The sequence below is a fragment of the Saccharothrix espanaensis DSM 44229 genome, from assembly GCF_000328705.1.
In the GTDB taxonomy this organism is placed as follows: Bacteria; Actinomycetota; Actinomycetes; order Mycobacteriales; family Pseudonocardiaceae; genus Actinosynnema; species Actinosynnema espanaense.
On record NC_019673.1, the window covers coordinates 7,154,287 to 7,174,731 of the forward strand.

Sequence of the window (20,445 nt, forward strand, 5' to 3'; positions counted from 1 at the left end):
CAAATCTGGGGGCACACCCCCCATGTGCGGGATCCCGTCGCGTGACACTTTTGCAACGTGATCCCGTCCGCCGTAGACCGGCTCCCCGCCTCCTGGTGGCACCGCGGCGTGCGCGGCGGGTCCCACGAACTGGTCGCCCCACGAGGGCGGCCGGCATGGGCCGCGTTCGTGGAACGCGCCACCGCGACCGCGGCCCATGCAACATTCCCCGGCGGCGACTGGGACGAGGCGTTCGCGTTCGCGCTGCGCCCCCTGGTCGACGCCGCGCGGGCGCAGGACGCCCGGCTGGACGACGACTTCGGCCGCCGGCTCGGCCTGCGCCTGGCCCGCCTGGCGGCCCGCGCGCTGGTGCTGGAGCTCAACCTGGAGCGGCTGGCGCACCGGCTGGTGGGCGAGACCCCGCAGGAGCGGTTCGCGCACTTCGTGCAGCACCTCGACCTGGCCGACCTGGTCGCCAAGTACCCGGTGCTGGCCCGGCTGCTCGGCCAGGCGTGCCTGCACGCCGTGGCCGCGCACCGCGAACTGCTGGACCGGTTCGCCGCCGACCGCGGCACGATCGTGCGCACCCTGCTGGACGGCCGCGACCCGGGTCGGGTGGCGCAGGTCGAGACCGGTCGGGGCGACGCGCACCAGCACGGCCGGTCGGTGGCCGTGCTGACCTTCGAGGACGGCCGCCGGGTGGTCTACAAGCCGCGGCCGGTGGCGCTGCACGCCCGGTTCGGCGAGCTGGTGGCGTGGTTCGACGGGCACACCAGGCTGGGGCTGCGGGTGCCGCGCGCGGTCGCCCGGGAGACGCACGGCTGGCTGGAGTTCGTGGACCAGGCGCCGTGCGCGGACGTGACCGAGGTGGGCCGCTTCTACCACCGGCTGGGCGCGCTGATCGCCCTGCTGTACGCGGTGGACGGCACCGACATGCACTACGAGAACCTGATCGCGGCGGGCGACCAGCCGGTGCTGGTGGACGTCGAGACGCTGTTCCACCCGACGGTCGGCATCCCGGCCGACCCGGCGGTGCGGGCGCTGGCCCGGTCGGTGCACCGGACCGCGGTGCTGCCCCGGGTGCTGCTCGGCGAGCACGGCGCGCTGGACATCGGCGGCATGGGCGGCGACCACGGCGAGCTGTTCCCCGCCGACGGGGTGGCCTGGCTCAACCCCGGCACCGACCGGATGCGGCTGGTCCGCAGGCCGGCGCCGATGCCGCCGGCGCGCAACCGGCCGTCGGTGGCGGGCGTGGAGGCGGAGCCCGCCGACTACCAGGGCGCGCTGCTGGCCGGGTTCCGCACCGGCTACGACGCCCTGTTCGACCACCGCGCCGAACTGCTCGGCGACGACGGCCTGCTGGCCGGGTTCGCCGACCTGCCGGTGCGGTTCGTGCCCCGGATGACCCAGCTCTACGCGACCCTGCTGGACGAGTCGACGCACCCGGACGCGCTGCGCGGCGCGCCGGACCGCGACCTCGCGCTGGACGTGCTGTGGGACGAGTCGGCCGAGGACGCGCTGCGCGCCCTGGTGCCGCACGAGCTGACCGACCTGTGGGCGGGCGACGTGCCGCTGTTCACCACCCGGCCGGGCAGCCGGGACGTGTGGTCGGCGGGCGGCGAGCGGCTGCCGGACCTGCTGCCGGAGTCCGGGCTGGAAGCGGTGGCGCGCAAGGTCGCCGCGCTGGACGAGGTGGACCGGCACGACCAGCAGTGGCTGATCAGCGCCGCGCTGGCGAGCCGGCCCCGGCCTGTGGACCACCGCTCGGGCGCGGGCGTCCCGGCCCCGCTGGAGGCGGGCATCCCCGACCCGCAGCGGCTGCTGGTGGCCGCGTGCGGGATCGCCGACGAGGTGCTGGCGCGGGCCAGCACCGACGGCGGGCGGGTCAACTGGGTGGGCCTGGAACTGGTGGACGACCGGCACTGGGCGGTCGCCGCGATGGGCGCGGGCCTGTCCAACGGCTACCCCGGGGTGGCGTTGTTCCTGGCGCAGCTGGGCGCGCTGACCGGGGCCGGGCGCTACACCGCGTTCGCCCGGGAGGCGATCGCGCCGGTGCCGGGGCTGCTGCGGTCGTTCGCGGCGGACACCGAGCTCGCGGTGGCGGTGGGCAGCGGCGCGTTCCACGGCCTGGGCGGGATCTGCTACGCGCTGGCCCGGCTGTCGACCCTGCTCCAGGACGACGAGATCACCGGCTGGCTGGCCGAGGCCGTCGCGGTGGCCGAGCAGGTCGAGGCGGTCGGCGAGGACCCGGCGAACATCGTGGAGGGCTGGGCGGGCGGGCTGGCCGCGATGCTGGCCGTGCACGCCGAGACCGGGCTGCCCGCGGCCGAACGGCTGGCCCGGCGCTACGCCGCCCGGCTGATCGCGGCCAACCCCGGCGGCGACGGCTTCGCGCGCGGCCGGGCGGGCGTCGGCTGGGCCATGCTGCGCTACGCCCGGCACGCCCGCGACCAGCGCCACGGCGTGGCCGGTCGGGCGAACCTGCGCGCGGATCACGCGCTGCGGCAACGACTCCTGGACGTCGGCGAGGCCGACCACAGCTGGTGCTCTGGCCTGTCCGGCGCGGTGCTCGCGCACGCCGCGCACCCCGACCAGCCGGTCGACACCTACACGCTGCACCTCGACCGCTGCCTCAACGCGCTGGCGGTGCACGAGCCGTTGCGCGACCTCAGCCTGTGCCACGGCGAGCTGGGGGTGCTTGAATCGCTGGCGGTGCTGGCCGAACGCGGGCACGATCTGGCCACGGCCATGCTGACCCGGCGCGCCGGACTCGTCCTCGGCGCGATCGACCAGTACGGGGCGCGGTGCGCGACGCCGGGCGGTGTGCCGTCGGCCGGTCTGCTCACCGGTCTGTCCGGGATCGGGTACGGACTGCTCCGCCTCGGCTTCCCCGAGCGGGCGCCGTCCGTGCTCCTGCTCGAAACCCCTGCCAATCCCTACCCTCGCAAGGAGAACCCCCGATGAGCAACGCCAACCACGACGAGGTCACGACCTGGGACGACGGCCAGGACGGCGACCACCCCGCCGGGGAGATGGCGCTGTCCCGCAAGTCCAAGACCGGCGCCCGCGCCCGCGCGCTGGCGGGTCTCACCCTGGCGGTCGGCGCGTACGTCGTCGTCGCCGCCGGCCTGGCCGACAGCACGTCGGTGAGCGCGCCGGTCACCTACTGACCTCCCGCCGGGACCACCCCGGCCGGAGCGGGTCGACACCCGCCGGACTGCCCGCCCACACTGGGGGTGCGGGCAGTCCGGCGCGGGCTTGACTAAGGTCGGGCCATGCAGACCCGCGCGCCGGTCGTGGTCGGCCGCGACGACGAACTCCGGGTGTTGGCCCGGACGCTGACCGACGCCGCCGCCTGTCGCGGGCGCGCCGTCTTCCTGGTCGGCGAGGCCGGGATCGGCAAGACCAGGCTGGCCCGGGTGGCCGCGGGCGCGGCGTTCGACCGCGGGATGCGGGTGCTGCGCGGTCGCGGCTCGACCATCGGGCCGATGGTGCCGTTCCGCCCGCTGGCCGAGGCGCTGATGTCGTTGCTGCGCGGCGGTGACGCGCCGGACCTGCGCGAACTGGGCCCGTACCAGCCGGTGCTGGGCCGGCTGGTGCCCGAGTGGGGCGGCGAGCCGCAGGCGGGCCACTCCATCGTCGTGCTCGCCGAGGCGGTGCTGCGGCTGCTGGCCGTCGTCGGCCGGGTCCGGCCGTGCCTGCTGGTGCTGGAGGACCTGCACGACTCGGACGCCGAGACGCTCGCGGTCATCGACTACCTGGTGGACAACCTCGACCAGGTGCCGGCCGCGCTGCTGGTCACCGCGCGCGCCGACCCCGGTCCGACGCTGGACGTGGTGCGGCTGGCCGCGCAGCGCGACGCCGGGTCGCTGCTGGAGCTGCGCCCGTTGCGCGAGGGCGAGGTGCGCCGGATGGTGGCGTCCTGCCTGGAGGTGGACGAGGCCGAGGTGCCCGAGGCGGTGGCCCAGCGGCTGTGGTCGGACAGCGCGGGCAACCCGTTCGTCGTCGAGGAGATGCTGCACGGCCTGGTCAGCGGCGGCCTGCTGGTGCGCGGGCCGGCCGGCTGGCAGGTGCTGGGCGAGCTGCGGATCAACGTGCCGACGGCGCTGGTCCGCTCGATCGCGCACCGCACCGACCGGCTGGGGCCGCAGGGCCGCGAGCTGCTGTCGGTGGCGGCGGTGCTGGGCCACCGGTTCCCGCTGTCGGTGCTGCGCGCGGTGACCGGCATGGACGACCACAGCCTGCTCACCCACCTGCACGCGGGCGTGGCGGCGCAGCTGGTGACGCCGGACGAGCCGGTGCCCGACTGGTACGCCTTCCGGCACCCGCTGACCGCCGAGGCGCTGCTCGCGCAGCTCACCCCGACGCACCGGGCGGACGTCTCGCGGCGCACCGCGGACGCGGTCGTGGAGCTGCACCCCGGGCTGCCCGGCGAGTGGTGCCCGCTGGTGGCCTCGCTGCGGCTGGACGCGGGCCAGAACGCCGAGGCGGGCGCGCTGCTGGCCGAGGCCGGCCGGCGGGCGCTGGCCGACGGCGCGGCGGGCTCCGCGGTGCGGCTGCTCGACCACGCGCACCGGCTGCCGCTGGGCCGGGTCGACGTGGGGCTGCGCGCGGACGTGCTGGCGTCGCTGCTGCCGGCGCTGGGCGAGGCGGGCCAGTTCGAGCGGGCGTTCGCGCTGCAGGACGCGGTGGCCGAGCTGAGCGCGGCCGGTCTGGACCGGGTGCGCCGCGCCGAGCTGCACACCGGGCTGGCGAAGGTGGCCTGGCTGGCCGGCCGCGAAGAGGACGGCATGGCGCAGGTGGAGGCCGCGCGGTCGCTGCTCGGCCCGGACGCCGACGACGCGCACTCGGCCCGGCTCGACTCGGTGGAAAAGTTCCTGACCCTCGACGCGCGGCTGCCGGACCGGATCGCTAAGCGGAGCTGCTGGCCCGCCGGGCGGCCGAGGCGGCCCGCCGGGCGGCGCTGCCCGAGGTGGGCTGCGAGGCGTGGCAGCTGCTCGGCATCCTGGCCCGGGAACGGGACCTGGGCGAGGCCACCGACCACTTCACCCGGGCCCGCCGGCTCGCCGAGGAGCACCGGCTGCCGATCCAGCGGATCTACGCCGTGGTGCGGCTGGCCGGGCTGGACTGGCTGGCCGACGGCTCGGCGGCGGAGCTGGTCGAGGCGCGCGAGGAGGCGCTGCGGGTCGGCGCGATCACGGTGGCCTACAACGTCGACGCGATCCTCGGGCTGGACCTCGTGCTGCGCGGGCAGTACCAGGCGGCGCGCGAGCAGCTGGCCCGCTGCGGCGAGGGGACCCGCCGGCTGCAACTCAAGTCGATGACGCTCTACGTGCTGATGGCCCAGGCCACCGCCGCCGCGCACCAGGGCCGTCGGTCCGAAGTGGACAGTGCGCTGGCGGAGTTCACCGCGCTGGGCGGGGTCGGCTCGCAGGAGCGGCCGCTGTGCTTCGGCCTGGCGCGGGCGTTCTGCGCGCTGATGGAGGAGGACCGCGACCTCGCCGCCCACGACGTGGCGCGGGCGATGGCCTACGAGGCGGAGACGCCGACCACGTTCCACCTGTCCGGCACGCACGGCCTGCGGCTGCTGCTGGGCGCGCTGTCCGGCGCGCTGGACCACGCGGCGTACCGGGAGATCACCCGTTCGGCGGCGGCCGGGATGCGGTGGAACCGGGTGTTCGGGCAGTTCGCGCTGGCCGTGCTGCACGGCCGGGAGGGCCGGGAGGCCGAGGCCGCCGCGGCGGTGCGGGCGGCCCGGGACGCGGCGTCGATCTACCCGCTGGCCCGCCACCTCGGGCTGCGCCTGGTCGCCGAGGCGGCGGTGGCCGACGGCTGGGGCGAGCCGGTGGCCTGGCTGCGCGGCGCGGAGGAGTACTTCCACCAGGCCGGCGCGACGGCCGTGGCCAGCGCGTGCCGGGGCCTGCTGCGCCAGGTGGGCGCGTCGGTGCCGCAGCGCCGGACGGGGTCCGACCAGGTGCCCCGGGAGCTGCGGGCGCTGGGCGTGACCGTGCGGGAGTTCGAAGTGTTCCGGCTGATGGCGGGCAGGCTGGGCAACAAGGCGATCGCGACCCGGCTGCACATCTCGCCGCGCACGGTGGAGAAACACGTGGCCAGCCTGATCACCAAGACCGCGCAGCCGGACCGGGAGTCGCTCAGCGCGTTCGCCGCCGACCTGGGACCCTCCGACCGGCCCTAGCCGGGGCGCGGGGCGGGGCGCTAGGAACTGCACCGTGAGGATCCTCTTGGCACTGGTGCTGATGGTGGTCATGGGCGGTGTCGTCGGCGTCGGCGGCGTGGCCCAGGCGTCCGAAGAGCCGTACCGCGACCCCGACGTGACGCGGGGTCCGTGCGCGTACACCAAGACCCCGGACGACCCGGCGGCGCGGCCGGTGAAGCTCCCGCCGGACCCGAGGCGCACGCCGGACCGGGGCCGGGTCGAGGTGCTGCTCAAGACCAACCAGGGCGACATCCCCCTGGTGCTCGACCGCGCGCAGGCCCCGTGCACCGTCCAGAGCTTCCTGCACCTGGTGGAGAAGAAGTTCTACGACGCGACCACGTGCCACCGGCTGACCGCGTACCCGACGCTCAAGGTGCTGCAGTGCGGCGACCCGAGCGGGACCGGCGAGCGCGGCCCCGGCTACAAGTACAAGGACGAGCTGCCGACGAACCTGCCGCCCGCGCCGAACGACCCGACCGGCGAGCGGCGGATCTACCCGCGCGGCACGCTGGCGATGGCCAACGCGGGCCCGGACACCAACGGCAGCCAGTTCTTCCTGGTGACCGCGGACAGCACGCTGCGGCCGAACTACACGGTCTTCGGCAAGATCAAGCCGGAGGGCCTGCGCACCCTGGACAAGGTCGCCGCGTCGGGCATCAAGCCCACCCCGGACAACCCGGCCCCGGTCGACGGCAGCCCGGCCAAGCCGGTGGACATCAAGCGCGCCAAGAAGGACTGCTGACCTGTCACCGGGGCACCGCGGCGGTGCGGTGCCCCGGTGACGGGTTCGAGCGATGGCCGCGAGTGGACGTGCTCAGCGCGCCGCGTCCGTGGCGAGGCGGGAGTAGACGAGCACGTCGGCGCGGCGGGTGCCGAAGGTGAGGAAGCTGCGCAGCCTCCCCTCCAGCAGGTAGCCGTTGATCTCCAGCACTCGTCGCGACCCGTGGTTGTCCGGCTCCACCCACGCCTCGACGCGCGCGAAGCCGCCGACGTTCAGGCCCCAGGCGGTCGTCAGCGCGATCGCGCGGGAGGCGATCCCCCGGCGGCGGGCGGCGGGGACGATCCAGTAGCCGATCCCGGCGACGCCGTCCTGCGGGCGCAGCATCAGGTTGACGTGCCCCACCGCCTGGTCGGTGTGCTGCTCGGCGATCGCCATCGACACGCCTTCCCCCGACGTGCGCCGCGCGTGCTGACGGGCGATGTAGGCCAGGCCCGCCTCGAGGGTGTAGCGCGCGGGAACGGTGGTGCCCTGCGGGATTCGGGGGTCCCGGGATGCCTGCTCGACGCACGACAGGTCCGTGTCGCGCCACGGGCGCACGCGGACGACGCCATCGTCGAGCGGGTCCGGAGAAGCCAGATCGGTCACGGTCGGCCATTTCAGCACAACGCAGCGCAAGCGTCATCCGGATTGGACGGTTCTCGGCTTGATCGACCGGGGTGGACGACGGGCTCAGCTCCCGCGCGAGGTGTCGCCGCGCCCGAGCCGACCTCGGTCACCGCGTCGGTGCGACGATCCTGAGGTCGGTGTTCCAGTTGGTGAACCGGTGCTGGGTACGCTGGAAGATGTTGTCCTCCAACGTCTTGAGCACCTGCTCCACCCGCACCGGCAGGCCGCCGGGCCCGACCCAGAGCACGGCCGTCGCGGTGAAGCCGGACTCGTAGGCCGCCAGCAGCTGGGACCGGTGGGTCACGTCGGAGGTCTGCTCGGCCTGCGACCGCAGGTCGACCAGCATGGTGTAGCGGTGGGTCGGCACGCCGTCGAGCGACTCGTCCCCGGTCTCCACGACCAGCGAGCCGCGCAGCGCCGAGACCACCGAGCGCGGGTCCACCTCGTCGGCGAGGCCGTCCACGGCCACCCCGGACTTCACGCCGGCGCGGTCGGTGCGCCCGAGCCTCGTCCACGAGCCGCCGTCGGAGCGCAGGTAGCCGGCGTCGGGGAGCACCACGACCTCCACGTTGTCCTCACGCAGCATGACCAGCCGGGCGTCCCGGGACCGGACCAGGCCGCCCTCGGCGCGCACCTTGCGGCCGGACATCGCGGTCTCGGCGTCGAACCGCACCGAGTACTGGCCCTCCACCCTGGCCACCAGCGACGTGACCAGCGACGAGGCGTCGCGCGCCACGGGCTCCAGGGTCGGTTCCGGCACCGCTGTCCGGCTCGCGCACCCCGCCGCCAGCACGACGCACAGCAGCAACGGGACCGCGGACCAGCGCATGATTTCCCCCACGAAACGGATCAACGGCAACCATCTTCGCGCACCCGCGCGACATAAGGAGTGCGAACCCGCAAACTACCTGGGCTACCGTTCGGCGTATGCCCCACGTGCTTTCGGTGAACATCGGCGCGCGCGCCGACTTCGAGCCCGCGGTGATCGGCCACACCGGTCACGACAAGCGGCCGGTGTCCGGCGCGGTCCGGATCAGCGCCCCGGCCGGCCCCGGGAGCGGCCTGGCCGGCGACCACATCTCCGACGGGCGCAGCCACGGCGGACCGGACCAGGCGGTGTACGCCTACTCCCGCGAGGACCTCGACACCTGGTCCGCGGAACTCGGCCGCGACCTCGCACCGGGCATCTTCGGCGAGAACCTGACCACGGTGGGCGTCGACCCGACCAACGCCGTGGTGGGCGAGCGCTGGCGGATCGGCGGCACGCTGCTCCAGGTGACCGACCCGCGCATCCCGTGCCGCACCTTCGTGGGCGTGATGGACGTACAGGGCTGGATGAAGCTGTTCACCGAACGCGCGCTGTGCGGCACGTACTTCCGGGTGCTGGAGCCGGGTTCGGTGACGGCCGGTGACGAGATCGTGCTGGTCGACCGGCCGGACCACGACGTGACGGTCCAGCTCGTGTTCCGGGCGCTGACCCTGGAGCCGGAGCTGCTCCCCCGGTTGCTCGCGGTCGCCCCGCACCTGACCGAGAAGACCCGGGCGAAGGTGCGCCGCCGGCTGGGCGCCGCGGTCTGACGACCGCGCGGCGGCGGACCCGGGGCGTCCCGGGTCCGCCGCGGCGGGGGCTCAGCCGAGCGCGGACAGCTTCTCGAACTGCTCGTCGGTCAGCTCGATCGAGCGGGCCGCGGTGTTCTCCTCCAGGTGCGCGACCGACGACGTGCCCGGGATCGGCAGCACGACCGGCGAGCGGCGCAGCAGCCAGGCCAGCGCGAGCTGCGCGGGCGTGGCGCCGTGGTCCTTGGCGGCGGTGTCCAGCACGCCGCCGGGGCGGGCCAGTTCGCCGGTGGCGACCGGGAACCACGGGATGAACGCGATGTTGTGCTCGGTCGCGTAGTCGAGCACCGCCTCGTGCCGCCGGTTGGCCAGGTTGTACAGGTTCTGCACGCTGGCGATCGGCACGACCTCCCGGGCCGCCGCGAGCTGCGAGACGTCCACTTCGGACAGTCCGATGTGCCGGATCTTGCCCTCGTCGCGGAGCTTCTTGAGCTCGCCGACCTGGTCCTCCAGCGGCACCTCGGGGTCGATCCGGTGCAGCTGGAACAGGTCGATCCGCTCGACGCCGAGCCGGCGCAGGCTGGTCTCCAGCGCCTGCCGCAGGTAGAACGGCTTGCCCAGCGTGTGCCACTCGTTGGGGCCGGTGCGGACCAGGCCCGCCTTGGTCGCGACGACCAGGTTGTCGGCGTAGGGGTGCAGCGCCTCCCGGATGAGCTCCTCGTTGACGTGCGGCCCGTACGAGTCGGCCGTGTCGATGAAGTCGATCCCGAGTTCGACGGCCCGCCGCAGCACGGCGAGCGCGTTGTCCCGGTCGGCCGGCGGGCCCCAGATGCCCTCGCCGGTCAGCCGCATCGCGCCGTAGCCGAGCCGGTTGACCGTCAGGTCCCCGCCCAGCGAAAAGGTCTCGGACACCTCTGGTGCTCCTCTGTCAGGTTGACGGACGTCCCCACCGCGCCAACTCCGCGCGGGCCCCGTGTTGTTCCCGATCCCGGGACCGGGTTCGGCCGGTCCCGGCAGCCGGGACCGGCGGCAGGTGCCGGGGAGGCCGGGGTCAGCGGGTCTTGGCGACCAGGGTCAGCACGTCGTACTTGGCGACCGATTCGCCCTTCTGGTTGACCAGGTCCGCGTCCCAGCGCACCTCGCCGTAGTCCTGGTCCTCGCGCGGGGTGATCTGCTTGGCGGTGAGCGTCACGGTGAGCTCGTCGCCGGGGAACGTGGGGGTGAGGAAGCGCAGGTTGTCCAGCCCGTAGTTGGCCAGCACCGGGCCCGGCTCGGGCGAGACGAACAGGCCGGCGGCGAACGACACCACCAGGTAGCCGTGCGCGACCCGACCGCCGAAGAACGGGTTGGCGGCGGCGGCTTCCTCGTCCATGTGCGCGTAGAACGTGTCGCCGGTGAACGACGCGAAGTGCTCGACGTCCTCCAGCGTCACGGTGCGCGGCCCGGCCACCACCGAGTCGCCGATCCTCAGCTCCGCCAACGACTTGCGGAACGGGTGCTCGGCGGACTCGGTGCGCTCGGCCCCGGCCGTCCACTGGCCGGTGACGGCGGTGAGCACCCGCGGGCTGCCCTGCACGGCGGTGCGCTGGAGGTGGTGCAACACGCCCCGGATGCCGCCCATCTCCTCGCCGCCGCCCGCCCGGCCGGGCCCGCCGTGCACCAGGGCCGGCAGCGGCGAGCCGTGACCGGTGGACTCCTTGGCGTCGTCGCGGTCGAGCACCAGCAGCCGGCCGTGCCAGGGGGCCACGCCGAGCACGACCTCGCGGACGAACGACGTGTCGTAGCTCACCACCGAGCCGACCAGGCTGCCCGCACCCCGGGCGGCCAGTTCCACGGCGTGGGCGGCCCCGGAGTAGGGCAGCAGCGTGGAGACCGGGCCGAACGCCTCGACCTCGTGCGGCTGGGCGCGGTCCGGGTCGGCCTTGAGCAGCACCGGCGAGAGGAACGCGCCGCGCTCGGCGTCGGCGTCGACCACCTCGACGGTGTCCGGCGACCCGTAGACCACCTCGCCCGCCTCCAGCAGCGTCTTGAGCGAGCGGCGCACCTCTTCGCGTTGCTCCAGCCCGGCCAGCGCGCCCATCCGCACCGACTCGTTGGCCGGGTTGCCGATCACGACCTCGGCCAGCCGGGCTCGGGCGGCCTCGGCGACGTCGTCGAGCAGCTCGGCGGGCACCAGCGCGCGCCGGATCGCGGTGCACTTCTGGCCGGCCTTGGTGGTCATCTCGCTGACCAGCTGCTTGACGAACAGGTCGAACTCGGGCGTGCCGGGCGTCGCGTCGGGGCCCAGGATGGAGCAGTTCAGCGAGTCGGCCTCGGCGTTGAACCGCACCGACGAGCGGATCACCGCCGGGTGGGTGCGCAGCAGCTGCGCGGTGGAGGCCGAGCCGGTGAAGCCGACCAGGTCCTGCGCGGTGAGGTGGTCGAGCAGGTCGCCCGCGCTGCCCGAGACGAGCTGCACCGAGCCCTCCGGGAGCAGGCCGGAGGCGAGCATCAGCTCGACCAGCTTCTCGGTGATGTACGCGGTCTGCGAGGCGGGCTTGATCAGCGACGGGACGCCGGCGACGAACGCGGGCGCGAACTTCTCCAACGGGCCCCACATCGGGAAGTTGAAGGCGTTGATCTGCACCGCGACCCCGCGCAGCGGCGTGCCGATGTGCCGGCCCACGAACGTGCCGCCGCGGCTGAGCGGCTCCAGAGCGCCGTCGACGTAGACGGTGTCGTTGGGCAGCTCGCGCTTGGCCTTGCTCGCGTAGGTGAACAGCACGCCGATGCCGCCGTCGACGTCGATCAGCGAGTCGGTCCTGGTCGCCCCGGAGCGGGCCGACAGCGCATACAGCTCCTCGCGGTGTTCCCGCAGGTAGGAGGCCAGGGCCTTGAGCAGCGCGCCGCGCTGGTGGAAGGTCAGCTCGCGCAGCGCGGGCCCGCCGGTGCGCCGGCCGTGGTCCAGCGCCGCGGCCATGTCGACGCCCGCCGACGAGATGCGGGTGATCTCCTCGCCGGTCACCGCGTCGTGCAGCGGCGCGCCCTCGGCGGACGACGTGTGCCAGCGACCGGAGACGTAGCTGCGCAGCATGGCCATCGGTGGTCGACCTCCTTGTCGGTGCCGGTGGGTGTCCCGGCTTACCGGACAGTAAAGCCCCACTACTTTCATCGTGGCTTGATTCAAGCTGATGGAGCAACCTCGGGCGCGCCGCCGCCCGAGTGACGGGAGTACCGCCGAGGACACGGGTTCTGGTAGAAGCGACAGCCGATCACCGGCATCGGCGGCGTCGCCGGCGGAAGTGGGCCGTTGCGGCATGATTCGCCCATGCACGAGCTGATCAGGTCCGAGGCCGCCGCCGCCGAGCAGCGCCGCGCGCTCACCGAACCCGTCGTGGCGGCGCTGGTGTCGTCGGGCACCACCCGGTCGCTCGCGCCCGCCCGGCTCGGCGGCCGGGAGCTGGACCTGCCGTCCTGGCTGGTCGAGATCGAGGCGCTGGCCAGGGCGGACGGCTCGACCGGCTGGACCGCGATGACCACCGGCGCCACCTCGGCGCTGTCCTGGTACCTGACCGACGACGGCGCCGAAGAGGTGTTCGGCTCCCCCACGTCGGTGATCGCCGGGACGGCCGCGCCGGCGGGCACGGCGGTCGCGGCCGACGGCGGGTACCGGGTGACCGGCCGGTGGGGCTGGGGCAGCGCCGTGCCGCTGTGCGACTGGGTGGCGGGCGGCGCGCGCACCGACGGCGGGGCCACGTTCGCGATCTTCCGGCGCGCCGACGTGACCGTGCACGACACGTGGCACGCCGCCGGTCTGCGCGCCACCGCCTCGCACGAGTGGGAGGCGGCGGACGTGTTCGTGCCCGCCCGGCGCGCGGTGTGGCCGGCGGGCGTCGAGGTGTCCGGACCGCTGCCGAGGTTCCCGTTCACCGCGTTCCTGGCGCTGGGCGTGGCGGCGGTGGGTCTGGGCGTCGCGGCCCGCGCGGTCGAGGAGGTGGAGGCGCTGGCGGTGGTCAAGACCCCGCAGCACACGGCCGTGCCGCTGGCCGAGCAGACCGGCGCGCAACTCGACCTGGCCACCGCCGAGGCCCGGCTGTCGGCCGCGCGGGCGTTCCTGCACACCGAGGTCGCGGCCCGGTGGGCGGACGCGGTGGCGGACGTCCCGGCGTCGGTGCCCGACCGCGCCCGGCTGCGGCTGGCGTGCGCGCACGCGGCGGCCGAGTCGGCGACGGTGACCCGGCTGGCCTTCGACGTCGGCGGCGGCAGCTCGGTGTTCGAGACCTCCGCGCTCCAGCGGTGCCTGCGCGACGCGCACGTGGCCGCGCAGCACGGCCTGGTGTCGCGGCGGCTGTTCGAGACCTACGCGAAGGTGCGGCTGGGCGTGGCGACCGACACGGCCCGGCTGTGATCGGAATCCCGGCCCGCGCCAGGGCGTTGCACGGGGTGTGAAGCTCTCCGTCCTGGACCGGTCCCGCACCCGCGAAGGCGGGACGCACGCGCAGGCGTTGCGCGACACCGTGGAGTTCGCCCGGCAGGCGGAAGTCCTGGGGTACCACCGGTTCTGGGTGTCCGAGCACCACGGCGTGCCCGGTGTGGCCGGGTCCGCGCCGACGGTGCTGGCCGCCGCGGCGGCCGCGCGGACGTCGGAGATCCGGATCGGCACCGGCGGCGTGATGCTGCCCAACCACCGGCCGCTGGTGGTGGCCGAGCAGTTCGGCGTGCTGGAGTCGCTGTTCCCCGGCCGGATCGACATGGGCCTGGGTCGCTCGGTGGGCTTCACCGAGCCGGTGCGCCGCGCGCTCGGGCACGGCAAGGACGACGCGGCCGAGTTCGGCGTCCAGCTGGACGAGTTGCTGTCGTACTTCACCGGCGACGCGGCCGTGTCCGGCTACCCCGCGACCGGCCTCGCGGTGCCGCCGTTCGTGCTGGCGACCGGGGCGGGCGCGCAGGTGGCGGCGTCACACGGCCTGCCGCTGGTGATCGGCGCGATCCGCGGCGAGCAGGCGATGGTCGAGGCCATCGACGGCTACCGAGCCCGGTTCCGGCCGTCGCGGTGGGCGCGGGAGCCGTACGTGGTGGTGTCGACGGCGGTCGCGGTGGCCGAGACGACCGAGGAGGCCCGGCGGCTGCTGCTGCCCGAGGCGTGGTCGATGGCGTACTCGCGAACCCGGGGCGAGTTCCCCGCGCTGCGGTCGCCGGCGGACGTCCTGGCGACGCCGATGACCGACCGCGAGCGCAAGTACTTCGAGGAATCGTTGCGCGGCACCATCTTCGGCACGCCGACGGAGGCTTCGGCGGAACTCGACGGCCTGGTCCGCCGGACCGGCGCGGACGAGGTCCTGCTCACCACCAGCACCTACGACCGCACGGCCATGCTGACGTCCTACCGCCTGCTGGCCCAAACCCTGCCGACCCAGCCCCTGCTGACCACGACAGCCTGAGCCGGGCCGCTTCCCGCACCCGACCCAGGCGTCTGCCCGGTCAGCGGTCGCGCTGCTGCTCCGCCAGGAACCGCTCGAACTCCGCACCCAGCTCATCCGCGCTGGGCAACGGCTCGTCCTCGTTGACCAGCAGGTTCTCCGACGCCTCGGTGAACGCGTCGTACTGGCGCTCCAGCGCCTCCACGACCTGCGCCACCTCGTCGGACTCGGCGACCTGGCGGGCGATCTCGGCGTCCGTGCGACGGGCCGACTCGGTCAGCGCGGCGGCGGGCACGATCAGCCCGGTGGACCGGGTCAGCGACTCCAGCAGGCCCAGCGCGGCGGCCGGGTACGAGCCCTGCGCGAGGTAGTGCGGCACGTAGGCGGCGAAGCCCATCGCGTCGTGACCGGCCTCGCCCAGGCGCAGCTCGATCAGCGCCGCGAGGTTGCCGGGCACCTGGACGCGGCTGAACGGCGACTTCTCGGTGACCAGCTCGGGCCGGGTGGCGTGCGAGATGACCGAGAGCTTGCGGGTGTGCGGGACCCCCATCGGGATGCCGTGGAAGCTCACCGCGAGCCGCACGCCCCACCGTTCCACCAGGATCCGCACGGCGGCGGCCACGGCCTCCCACCGCCGGTCCGGCTCGGGGCCGGTCATCAGCAGGAACGGCGTGCCGACCGAGTCGTGCAGCAGGCGGACCACCAGCTCCGGCGCGTCGTAGGACTCCCAGCGGTCCGTGGCGTAGCCCATCGTGGGCCGCCGGGCGCGGTAGTCGATCAGGTCGTCGACGTCGAACCGGGCCACCACCCGGTGCTCGTGCACCTCGAGCAGGTGGTCGACCACCGCGGACCCCGCCGCGCCCGCGTCCATGAAACCGTCGAAGTGGTGCAGCAACACCGCTCCGGTCAGATCCGGGACGTCGGAGTCGACCTCGAACAGATCCCCCGGGTCCAGCGCCACCGCAAGCCTCCTCAGCTAGTCCTCCCCCGGTAGAACACCACCCCGCCCCAGATCCATTCCCCGATCCCGCCCCGATCCGAACCCGGCCGGCACACCCCCGCCCCGCCCGGCTCGCCCTGGACCGTTCGCGCCACCGCGAACAGCCCGAATGCGCATTCCGGACAAGTCAACCGCCGCTTGCGTTCGCCAACCACGCCGGTGCCGCCACACGCGTCGGTGCAGGTCGGTCGAGCCCTTGTCCCCTGGCGCGGAGCAGCGAAGTAGCGGGTTCGGGTCGGCCGGGTCCGGTGTGCTTGACCTCGATCCAGGTCGAGGTCCTAGTTTTTGCCCATGGACATGGAAACCACGGCTTGGATGTCGCTCTACCACGTGACCAACGCGCAGGACGACCGCCGGCCGTTCTCCAAGGCCACGCTCAAGCGCATCTGGACCTTCGCCCGCCCGCGCCGCGGCCGGCTCGCCCAGTACCTCGGGCTCAGCGTCGTCATCGCGATCCTCGCCGTCGTCACCCCCGTGCTGGCCGGGCGGATCGTGGACGCCATCGTGCGCGGGTCGGCGTTCGACGTCGTGCTGGGGTTGAGCGGGCTGATCGCGGGGATCGCGGTGGTCGAGGCGGTGCTCGGGCTGGTCGCCCGGTGGTTGTCGGCGAGCATCGGCGAGGACCTCATCCTCCACCTGCGCACCACCGTGTTCGACCACGTCCAGCGGATGCCGATCGCCTTCTTCACCCGCACCCGCACCGGCGCGCTGGTGAGTCGGCTGAACAACGACGTGATCGGCGCGCAACGGGCGTTCAGCGACACGCTCTCCAGCGTCGTCGGCAACCTCGTCACGCTCGTCCTCACCCTCGTGGTGATGATCGGCCTGTCCTGGCAGATCACGCTGCTCGCCCTCGTCCTGCTCCCGATCTTCGTGCTGCCCGCCCGCCGCATGGGGTCCCGCCTCGCCCGCCTCGAACGCGAGGCCGCCAACCACAACGCGACGATGAGCACGCAGATGACCGAGCGGTTCTCCGCCCCCGGCGCGACGCTGGTCAAGCTGTTCGGCCGGCCGTCGCAGGAGTCGGCCGAGTTCGCGACCCGCGCGCGCCGCGTCCGCGACATCGGCGTGCGGTCGGCGATGGTGCAGTCGGTGTTCCTGACCGCGCTCACGTTGGTCTCGGCGCTGGCGCTCGCGCTCGTCTACGGGCTCGGCGGGTTCTTCGCACTCAAGGGTCAACTCGACGCCGGTTCGGTGGTCGCGCTCGCCCTGCTGCTCACCCGGCTCTACGCCCCGCTGACGGCACTGGCCAGCGCCCGCGTCGAGGTGATGAGCGCGCTGGTCAGCTTCGAGCGGGTGTTCGAGGTGCTCGACCTCAAGCCGTTGATCTCCGAGCGGCCCGACCCCGAGCGGGTCCCGGACGGCGCGGTGTCGGTGGAGTTCGAGAACGTCTCGTTCGCCTACCCGTCGGCGGACAAGGTCTCGCTCGCCTCGCTGGAGGAGGTCGCCGTGCTGGACACCCGGGGCGGGGTGCAGGTGCTGCACGACGTCTCCTTCCGCGCCGAGCCCGGCCAGGTCGTGGCGCTGGTGGGGTCGTCGGGTGCGGGCAAGTCCACGATCGCGTCGCTGCTGCCCCGGCTCTACGACGTCGACGGCGGTTCGGTGAAGCTGTCCGGCGTGGACGTCCGCGACCTGTCCGCGCAGGAGATCCGGGACACGCTCGGCATGGTCACCCAGGACGGTCACCTGTTCCACGAGTCGATCCGCTCGAACCTGCTGCTCGCGCGCCCGGAGTCGACCGACGAGGACCTGTGGGACGCGCTGCGCCGCGCCCGGCTCGCCGACCTGGTCCACTCGCTGCCCGACGGGCTGGACACGGTGGTCGGCGAGCGCGGCTACCGGCTCTCCGGCGGTGAGCGCCAGCGGTTGACCATCGCGCGGCTGCTGCTGGCCCGGCCGCGCGTGGTGATCCTGGACGAGGCCACCGCCCACCTGGACTCGACCTCCGAGGCGGCCGTCCAGGCGGCGCTGACCGAAGCGCTGGCCGGCCGCACCGCCGTGGTGATCGCGCACCGGCTCTCCACGATCCGGGCGGCCGACCTGATCCTGGTGGTGGAGGACGGCCGGGTCGTGGAGCGGGGCACGCACACCGACCTGCTGGCCGCCGGCGGCCGGTACGAGGAGCTGTACCGGACGCAGTTCGCGCAGGAAGCCGTCGGGCAGGGGGCGTCGGCGGTCTGAGCCGCGCCGGGAGCCGGCCAGGAAGCCCGGGGCGGACCGGAGCGTCAGCGGATGAGTGAGGTGGCGGCGTCCTCGGGACCGGCGGACGCCGTCAGCTCGTCCGGCACCGCGACGATCTTGCGCTCCTCGTGGGTGAAGTGGTTCGCCGGCAACGCCGCCACGGTGTCCACTTCGGACTGCACGGTCACCGGGTCGGGGTCGGGGCCGGCGAGAACGTCCGCGAGGCGCACCAAGGCGTCGGTCACCCTTCCGCCAAGCCCTCGACCAGCCCTTCGAAGTGGGGTTTCATCGACGGGTAGTAGGAGTCGAACTCGGGCAGCGGGGTGCCGGCGCGGGACGCGACGAGCATGTCGAGGTAGTACTCCCAGCCCGGACCGATGTCGCCGACGCCTTCGACGGTCTGTAGGTGGTGCACGAACTTCAGCTCGGTCACACCGTCCACTTCGGACAACAGGAACTCCATCCGCCAGACGCCGTTGACGTCGGTGGTGGACACGGCCAGGCGCATCGGCGGCTCGCACGCCTCGACGCGGGCCTCCATCCAGGGCTGCTCCTCCTCGTAGGCCATCTGGATCTTGATGGTCCGGCCGGGCGCGGCCTCGCCCTCCCAGCGGCCGAACCACCGGGCGGTGCGCTCGGATTCGGTGACGCTGGCCCAGACGTCCTCCGCGTGCGCGCGGAACGTGCGGGTCAGCACCAGGTCGTGCTTCTCGCCGACGCGGAACAGCCGGCCGGTGGGGGGATTGGTCATGCGGTGTTCTCCTCTCGCCGGTCCGCGCCCCGCTCGCGGCGCGTCCGGTAGACCTCGGTTTTCAGGGCGTCGAGGTGGTGCTCCCACCCGGCGGGCCGCAGGAACGGGGCCAGCCAGTCGGCCAGCCCGGCCAGCGGGGCCGGGTCGAGCAGGTAGATCCGCTGCCGGCCCACGACCTCGTCGCGCACCAGACCGCACTCCCGCAGCACCCGCAGGTGCCGGCTCACGGCAGGGCGGCTGATCTCGAACCGGCTCGCGATCTCCCCGGCGGACAACCGCGACCCCCGCAGCAGGACCAGGATCTCCCGCCGCACGGGGTCCGCGATCGCGCCGGCCACCTCGTTCACGAACGAAAGCGTAACTGATGGGTTACACGTCTGGCAAAGGCGCAGTCCACGGGCTTGGACAGGGCCGGGAACGGCCGGGGTCACGCGTCCGGCAACGACCTCAGGTAGGCGCTCAGCGCCCGGTAGTACGGCAGCACGGTGTCGAGGTCGGCGTACTCGTCCGGCCCGTGCTGACCGTCCCCGCCGACGCCGAAGATCACCGCGTCGACCCCGCGCTGGTAGAAGAACCGGGAGTCGGCCGCGCCGTGCTTGCGCAGGAGGTCACCGGAGTACCCCTGCGCGCGGGCGGCGGCTCGCAGGGCCGCCACGTCGACGCTGTCCGGGTCGGCCCGGTGCGGCGGCTCGACCGAGCGCACCGCCACCGGCAGCCCGCACAGGTCCGACAGGTGCCGGGCCACCTCGTCGGCGTCCCGGCGGGCGAAGTCGGCGTCCTCGGGCGGGAACCGGATGTCCAGCCACGCGGAGGCGTCCGCCGGGATCTGGTTCACAGCGGTGTTCGACGTCTCGACGCGCGCCACGTTCACGGTCGTCCGCCACGCCTCGGAGGTGGCCTGCGGGTACGCGTCGAGCACCGCTCCCAGCGCCCGCACCAGCTTCACCAGCGCGTTGTCCCCCAACCACGGGTACGCGCCGTGCGCGGCCCGCCCGACAGCGTCGATCCGGGCGTTGACCAGCCCTTTCGACTCCGTCACCAGTCGCAACGCGCTGTGCTCGCCGATCACCGCGAACCGCGTCGAGACGCCCTGGTCGAGCTGGTGCCGGGTGCCGTCGCGCCCGCCCACCTCCTCGTCGGTGACCAGTTGCAGCCCCACCGGGAACGGCGTCGGCACGTCCCGGAACACCAGCGCCAGCACCAGCGCGGACAGCTTCATGTCCTGCGCGCCGCGCGCGTGCAGCCGCGAGCCCTCCCGGCGCGGCTCGAACAGCTCGGGCGCGCCGGGCACGACGTCGAGGTGGGCGTTGAACAGCACCCGGAACTCCGGCCGGGTCGCGCCCCGGTAGACCAGCGCGCTGGGTTTCCCGCCGGACTCGAACCGCTCGACGGTGAAACCGGGCCCGACCGCGCCGAGCACGTGGTCGAGGGCCTTGGCCAGCTCGGCCGGCCGGTCGGCGGTGGAGGGGATGCGCAGCAGGCCGTCGGCCAGGGTCAGGAACTCGTCCAGGTCCACGGCGCCATCCTGCCGCAGGAACCGTTACCGCAGTTGCTCTTCCTGGGCGCGCCGCACTGCCTCCACCCGGTTGCGCGCGCCGAGCGTCTGCATCGCGGACTGGAGGTGGGTCTTGACCGTGTCGCGGGTCAGCCCCAGCTCTTCGGCGATCTCCGGGTTGGCCCGCCCGCGACGATCCGCCGCGACTGCGCCACCAGGTCGGTGTCGGTGACGTCCTTGCGCAGGCAGCCGTGCGCGCCGCCGTGCAGCGCCGCCGAGAGCGCGGCGTGGTCGTCGTCGTAGGCGGTGAAGATCACCACGCGGGCAGTCGGCGCGACGGCGGTGATGCGCGGCAACGCCTCGCTGCCCAGCATGTTCGGCACCACCGCGTCCCGCGCGGTGCGCGCCGACCCGACGACTCGATGTCCGGCGTCGCCGACACCAGCGAGCGCACCCCGTCGCACACCACGGGGTGGTCG

The 20,445-nt window shown here is 74.0% G+C and carries 20 protein-coding genes; 9 read left to right on the top strand and 11 right to left on the bottom strand.

Features of this window, described 5'->3' with window-relative positions; translation table 11 throughout:
* The first annotated feature begins 57 nt into the window (after positions 1-57).
* The 5 genes from BN6_RS30890 (at position 58) to BN6_RS30905 (ending at position 6,938) form a co-directional block, all read left to right on the top strand.
* Positions 58-2,943, top strand: a complete 2,886-nt coding sequence (locus BN6_RS30890) for a type 2 lanthipeptide synthetase LanM family protein (protein ID WP_015103770.1) — start codon at positions 58-60, stop codon at positions 2,941-2,943.
* The gene (locus BN6_RS30895; RefSeq protein ID WP_015103771.1) at positions 2,940-3,149 is read left to right on the top strand and encodes a hypothetical protein; all 210 of its coding nucleotides are present in this window, start codon (positions 2,940-2,942) and stop codon (positions 3,147-3,149) included. Before BN6_RS30890 ends, BN6_RS30895 begins: the two co-directional genes overlap by 4 nt.
* Before the next feature lie 105 nt (positions 3,150-3,254).
* On the top strand, positions 3,255-5,303 hold the full coding sequence (locus tag BN6_RS30900) for an ATP-binding protein (RefSeq protein ID WP_015103772.1): 2,049 nt from the start codon (positions 3,255-3,257) through the stop codon (positions 5,301-5,303).
* Positions 5,304-6,013: 710 nt separating this feature from the next.
* A complete protein-coding gene (locus tag BN6_RS49240; protein WP_231905449.1) occupies positions 6,014-6,175 on the top strand; it encodes a LuxR C-terminal-related transcriptional regulator in 162 nt (53 codons plus the stop codon).
* 61 nt (positions 6,176-6,236) lie between these two features.
* Entirely contained in the window at positions 6,237-6,938 is a 702-nt protein-coding gene (locus tag BN6_RS30905) for a peptidylprolyl isomerase (protein ID WP_041318715.1), read from the top strand.
* Positions 6,939-7,010: 72 nt separating this feature from the next.
* Here the strand turns inward: BN6_RS30905 and BN6_RS30910 are convergent, their stop codons facing one another.
* The gene (locus BN6_RS30910) at positions 7,011-7,562 is read right to left on the bottom strand and encodes a GNAT family N-acetyltransferase (protein WP_041314641.1); all 552 of its coding nucleotides are present in this window, start codon (positions 7,560-7,562) and stop codon (positions 7,011-7,013) included.
* Positions 7,563-7,689: 127 nt separating this feature from the next.
* A complete protein-coding gene (locus BN6_RS30915; RefSeq protein WP_015103776.1) occupies positions 7,690-8,412 on the bottom strand; it encodes a hypothetical protein in 723 nt (240 codons plus the stop codon).
* Positions 8,413-8,510: 98 nt separating this feature from the next.
* Between BN6_RS30915 and BN6_RS30920 the strand changes: the two genes are divergently transcribed.
* The gene (locus BN6_RS30920) at positions 8,511-9,161 is read left to right on the top strand and encodes an MOSC domain-containing protein (RefSeq protein WP_015103777.1); all 651 of its coding nucleotides are present in this window, start codon (positions 8,511-8,513) and stop codon (positions 9,159-9,161) included.
* A 51-nt stretch (positions 9,162-9,212) separates the two neighbouring features.
* On the opposite strand, the gene BN6_RS30925 is transcribed toward BN6_RS30920, so the two are convergent.
* Both BN6_RS30925 and paaZ read right to left on the bottom strand, forming a co-directional pair.
* Entirely contained in the window at positions 9,213-10,052 is an 840-nt protein-coding gene (locus BN6_RS30925) for an aldo/keto reductase (protein WP_015103778.1), read from the bottom strand.
* Positions 10,053-10,191: 139 nt separating this feature from the next.
* Positions 10,192-12,219, bottom strand: coding sequence for a phenylacetic acid degradation bifunctional protein PaaZ (paaZ, locus tag BN6_RS30930; RefSeq protein ID WP_015103779.1), 2,028 nt, complete (start codon positions 12,217-12,219; stop codon positions 10,192-10,194).
* Positions 12,220-12,447: 228 nt separating this feature from the next.
* Here paaZ and BN6_RS30935 point away from each other — a divergent pair, with 228 nt between their 5' ends.
* Both BN6_RS30935 and BN6_RS30940 read left to right on the top strand, forming a co-directional pair.
* Positions 12,448-13,527 (top strand): acyl-CoA dehydrogenase family protein, encoded by a 1,080-nt coding sequence (locus BN6_RS30935; RefSeq protein ID WP_015103780.1) that lies wholly within the window; start codon positions 12,448-12,450, stop codon positions 13,525-13,527.
* 37 nt (positions 13,528-13,564) lie between these two features.
* The gene (locus BN6_RS30940) at positions 13,565-14,560 is read left to right on the top strand and encodes an LLM class flavin-dependent oxidoreductase (protein WP_015103781.1); all 996 of its coding nucleotides are present in this window, start codon (positions 13,565-13,567) and stop codon (positions 14,558-14,560) included.
* 40 nt (positions 14,561-14,600) lie between these two features.
* On the opposite strand, the gene BN6_RS30945 is transcribed toward BN6_RS30940, so the two are convergent.
* Complete coding sequence (locus BN6_RS30945) at positions 14,601-15,500, bottom strand: proteasome assembly chaperone family protein (protein ID WP_015103782.1); 900 nt, start codon at positions 15,498-15,500, stop codon at positions 14,601-14,603.
* A 330-nt stretch (positions 15,501-15,830) separates the two neighbouring features.
* Here BN6_RS30945 and BN6_RS30950 point away from each other — a divergent pair, with 330 nt between their 5' ends.
* A complete protein-coding gene (locus tag BN6_RS30950; protein WP_041314645.1) occupies positions 15,831-17,720 on the top strand; it encodes an ABC transporter ATP-binding protein in 1,890 nt (629 codons plus the stop codon).
* A gap of 44 nt (positions 17,721-17,764) precedes the next feature.
* Here the strand turns inward: BN6_RS30950 and BN6_RS30955 are convergent, their stop codons facing one another.
* From BN6_RS30955 to BN6_RS30975, 6 genes are all read right to left on the bottom strand, one after another.
* The gene (locus tag BN6_RS30955; protein WP_041314648.1) at positions 17,765-17,965 is read right to left on the bottom strand and encodes a hypothetical protein; all 201 of its coding nucleotides are present in this window, start codon (positions 17,963-17,965) and stop codon (positions 17,765-17,767) included.
* Positions 17,962-18,471 (bottom strand): SRPBCC family protein, encoded by a 510-nt coding sequence (locus BN6_RS30960; RefSeq protein ID WP_015103785.1) that lies wholly within the window; start codon positions 18,469-18,471, stop codon positions 17,962-17,964. Before BN6_RS30960 ends, BN6_RS30955 begins: the two co-directional genes overlap by 4 nt.
* Entirely contained in the window at positions 18,468-18,818 is a 351-nt protein-coding gene (locus BN6_RS30965; RefSeq protein WP_041314651.1) for a metalloregulator ArsR/SmtB family transcription factor, read from the bottom strand. The genes BN6_RS30960 and BN6_RS30965 overlap by 4 nt, the downstream gene beginning before the upstream one ends.
* An 80-nt stretch (positions 18,819-18,898) precedes the next feature.
* Positions 18,899-19,987 carry a M20 family metallopeptidase gene (locus tag BN6_RS30970; RefSeq protein ID WP_015103787.1) on the bottom strand — a complete coding sequence of 363 codons (1,089 nt, stop codon included), beginning with the start codon at positions 19,985-19,987 and terminating at the stop codon, positions 18,899-18,901.
* 24 nt (positions 19,988-20,011) lie between these two features.
* Positions 20,012-20,137: a LuxR C-terminal-related transcriptional regulator gene (locus tag BN6_RS50310; RefSeq protein WP_408005345.1), complete on the bottom strand. Its 126-nt coding sequence runs from the start codon at positions 20,135-20,137 to the stop codon at positions 20,012-20,014.
* Positions 20,116-20,430 (bottom strand): response regulator, encoded by a 315-nt coding sequence (locus tag BN6_RS30975; protein ID WP_051075806.1) that lies wholly within the window; start codon positions 20,428-20,430, stop codon positions 20,116-20,118. Before BN6_RS30975 ends, BN6_RS50310 begins: the two co-directional genes overlap by 22 nt.
* Between the last annotated feature and the right edge of the window lie 15 nt (positions 20,431-20,445).